Raw genomic sequence first — 3,932 nt, 5'->3', positions numbered from 1 at the left:
GAAAAAATTGTGAAGGAACGGGGCCAACTGTCGCAAACGACAGTTATGAAGGTGTGAAAACTGGTCGAAGAGAAGACGATCCCCCTGCCGGGCATTGCCATCCGGCGAAGGGGACTCGTAAGGATGCTGTTACGTAAGGTGAAGAGAGCGATTATCTGGATTGTTCGGCCGCCTGTGCCGCCGCTTTGACGTCGTCGGCGAGTTCGTTGGAGAGGTTGAAGAAGGGCAGCCAGGGAATCGCCGCGCGGGCGTTGTAGTTCAAGAATCCAATCTGGACCGCTCCCTGGTTTTCATTGTGGTTGTAGAGCCCGATCTGCCATCCCCACGAATTGCCGGCTGACCGGCCGGCATCCACGCCGGAGAGGTTGACGACGCCGAACATCGCACCGAGGTTTTCGACGAAGATGGAGACAATCCCGATGGAAAACCCGAGATTCCGCTCCGCCGCGCCGAATCCCTTCACCTCCAGCCCGCCGACCTCGTTGCATGCCGCAAAGGGTGCAATCGAAATCCCGTAGGCGCGGTACTGATTGGTCAGCAGCGCCGCCAGATTGAGCCCGCACACTTCGACGTCGGAGCGGAAAAACTGGAGATACGGCACCAGCGTCAGCTGGAACGGCGTCCAGGAACTGCTGATTTCGGTGTCGAACCCATAGGTGTTGAAAAGGCCTGCCCCTGAACCGGCGAAGGCGTCATCGGCCTGTGCCGGAGTCCCGACGAAAACGAGGAGCAGTGCCGCCACAGCTCCCAGACACGAATGTTTCATAAAAATCCTCCCTGTCCGGCGGATTTTTCCGCCGCCTGAATAAAAATATCTCATTTGCGGCGATTTTTCAACCGTGAAAAGCGCGGAAAACGTGGTATATTAATGCCATTGCGAAAGGGAATTCCGAAATCATGTTTGAATCGATCCATATCCGCGGCGCGTCACAGCACAATCTCAAAAACATCGACGTGACGATTCCGCGCAATAAACTCGTGGTGATCACCGGACTTTCCGGTTCCGGAAAGTCTTCGCTCGCCTTCGATACCCTCTATGCGGAGGGGCAGCGGCGCTACGTCGAGAGCCTTTCCGCCTATGCCAGACAGTTTCTCGACCGGCTCCAGAAGCCGAAGGTCGAACACATTGACGGACTGTCCCCCGCCATCGCCATCGAACAGCGCACCGCGGGCGGCACGCCCCGTTCGACGGTGGCGACCGTAACCGAAATTTATGATTATCTGCGGCTTCTCTACGCTCACGTCGGCATTGCGCACTGCCCGCACTGCGGCCGGGTGCTCGAATCGCAGTCGGCGCAGGCGATCGCCGAACAACTGCTGGCGCTGCCGGCGGGGCGGAAGATGATGATTCTCGCTCCTTTTGTCAACGGACGCAAGGGGGAGCATCGCGACGTGCTCGAATCCATCCGCTCCGAGGGGTTCATCCGGGTGCGGATTGACGGGAAGATTCTTCCGCTTGAAGAGGAGGAACTCCCTGCGTTGGAGAAGAATAAGCGCCATACCATCGAAGCGGTGGTTGATCGGCTTGTCACCGGGAAAATTGACGCTTCGCGTCTGACCGATTCGGTGGAAACCGCACTGCGCCACGGCTCCGGAACCATCCACGTGCTGCTGGAGGAACCGCCGGACGAAAACGGGAAGCCAGGCGGATTTTCCGAGGAGAAGTTCAGCGAAAACCTCGCCTGTCCGGATTGCGGCATCTCGTGCGGAGAACTGCTGCCGCGCAATTTCTCCTTCAACTCGCCTTACGGGGCGTGCACCACCTGCAACGGGCTGGGAATTCAGCAGGTGATGGATCCGGCCAAGGTGGTGCCGGATCCGTCGCTGTCGATCCGCAACGGGGCGATTCCGGGGTGGCGGCGCGGGCCGCGGCATCTCATCATCTACTACAATCTGCTGTTGCGCAAGCTGGCCGAGTGGCTGAATGAACCGGATATGCTCTCCACGCCGTTCGAGAAACTCTCCGAGCGGACGCGGCACATTCTGTTGTACGGCAGCGGCGAAGAACCGCTTGAATTCGACTACTACATGCACGGGAAGAAGTTCCACTGGAGCAAACCCTTCGAGGGAATTCTGGAGAATCTGCGCCGCCGGATGGTGGAAACCGAGTCCGAATCGGTCCGGGAGCGGCTGAGCGCATACCTGAGTCCACGGGAGTGCCCCGCCTGTCACGGAGCGCGGCTGAATCCGGTCAGCCTCGCGGTGACGGTGGGAGGGTTGTCGATCGACCGCTTCAACGCGCTCAGCGTGGCGGCCGCGCGGGATTTTGTCACCGATCTCAAGCTGGATGGGGAACATGCGGTCATCGCCGGAGATGTGCTCAAGGAGATCCGCAGTCGGCTGACTTTTCTTTGCGATGTGGGGTTGAACTATCTCACGCTCAACCGGGTTTCCAGTACCCTTTCCGGCGGGGAGGCGCAGCGCATCCGGCTCGCCACCCAGCTCGGCTGCGGCCTGGTGGGTGTGCTCTACATCCTCGACGAACCTTCGATCGGACTGCACCAGCGCGACAACGACCGGCTGCTGGCGACGCTGGAGAAACTCCGCGACATCGGCAACACCGTTCTGGTGGTGGAACACGACCTCGACACGATCGAGCGGGCCGATTATGTGCTCGATCTCGGACCGGGGGCAGGGGTGCACGGCGGCGAATTGGTGGCGTGGGGAACGCCGAAGGAGCTGGTCAACTTCCCCCGTTCGCTCACGGCGGATTTTCTCGCCGGACGGCGTAAGATCGAAGTGCCTGCCGTGCGGCAGAAAGGGAATGGACACAAGTTGGTGATTCGCGGAGCGCGGTACAACAATCTGCGCAACATCGATGCGGAGATTCCGCTCGGCACCTTTACCTGCATCACCGGGGTTTCCGGTTCGGGAAAGAGTTCGCTCATCAACGGGATTCTGGTGCGTGCCCTGAACGCCCACCAGGGAATTCAGGATCTGCCGCCGGGGCCGTGCCGCGCGGTGGAGGGGCTGGAGTTCGTCGACAAGGCGATTGTGATCGACCAGAGCCCGATCGGCAGGACGCCGCGTTCGAACCCGGCGACCTACACCGATGCGTTCGGAGGCATTCGGAAACTCTTCTCGGAACTGCCGGAGTCGAAGGTGCGCGGATACGGTCCGGGGCGGTTCAGCTTCAACGTGAAGGGGGGGCGCTGTGAGGAGTGCCGGGGGGACGGCATCAAGAAGATTGAGATGCAGTTCCTTTCCGACGTGTACGTTGAATGTGCGGCCTGCGGCGGCAGGCGGTTTAACAAGGAGACGCTGGGAGTTCACTATAAGAAGAAGAACATTGCGGATGTGCTTGATCTTACGGTGAATCAGGCGGTGGAGTTTTTCAGCGCGATTCCGTCGCTTGCGCGCAAGTTCAAGACTTTACAGGAAGTCGGGCTGGGATACGTGACGCTGGGGCAGCCGGCGACCACGCTTTCGGGCGGGGAGGCGCAGCGGGTGAAACTGGCGGCGGAACTCGCGCGGGTGCCGCGCGGCCATACGGTTTACATTCTCGACGAACCGACCACCGGACTGCATCTGGCTGACATCGACCAGTTGCTCAAGGTGCTGTTCAAACTGCGGGATATGGGCAACACGGTGATTGTGATCGAACATAATCTGGATGTGATCAAGACGGCGGATTATCTGCTCGACCTCGGCCCGGAAGGGGGCGATGGCGGAGGGACGATCGTCGCCGCCGGGACGCCGGAGGAGGTGGCGAAGGTGAAGCGCTCTCACACCGGGCGTTACCTCCGCCGCTATCTCTGAGCGGCCGGCTTTGACCGCGCACGGGCACAAGCGCGGTCAGCGCCGCGAGCGCATGTGAGAGAACTGCTTTGCGTTCCGCAAAGCAGCAAGGAGCGATTGCGACGCAGTCGAACGGAGTCGAGCGGAGCCGCTCCGGCGACTGAGGTGTTGGCGGGCGAAGCCCGACAAGTAAG

The 3,932-nt window shown here is 60.5% G+C and carries 2 protein-coding genes; one reads left to right on the top strand and one right to left on the bottom strand.

The window, feature by feature from the left end:
* Nucleotides 1-151 precede the first annotated feature (151 nt).
* The gene (locus ACMLHG_RS07360; protein ID WP_417170077.1) at nucleotides 152-766 is read right to left on the bottom strand and encodes a hypothetical protein; all 615 of its coding nucleotides are present in this window, start codon (nucleotides 764-766) and stop codon (nucleotides 152-154) included.
* Nucleotides 767-897: 131 nt separating this feature from the next.
* On the opposite strand from ACMLHG_RS07360, the gene uvrA reads away from it, so the two are divergent.
* Nucleotides 898-3,759 (top strand): excinuclease ABC subunit UvrA, encoded by a 2,862-nt coding sequence (gene uvrA, locus ACMLHG_RS07355; RefSeq protein ID WP_417170076.1) that lies wholly within the window; start codon nucleotides 898-900, stop codon nucleotides 3,757-3,759.
* Nucleotides 3,760-3,932 lie beyond the last annotated feature (173 nt).

It is taken from the genome of Victivallis sp. (assembly GCF_048170485.1).
Taxonomy (GTDB): domain Bacteria; phylum Verrucomicrobiota; class Lentisphaeria; order Victivallales; family Victivallaceae; genus Victivallis.
Note: the sequence above shows the minus strand (reverse complement) of the source record. Positions and strands in the feature narration are given on the sequence as shown.

Excerpts from the sequence above, each read along its gene's own strand:
- ACMLHG_RS07360 (WP_417170077.1), bottom strand. The coding sequence starts at position 766 with ATGAAACATTCGTGTCTGGGAGCTGTGGCGGCACTGCTCCTCGTTTTC.
- uvrA (WP_417170076.1), top strand. The coding sequence starts at position 898 with ATGTTTGAATCGATCCATATCCGCGGCGCGTCACAGCACAATCTCAAA.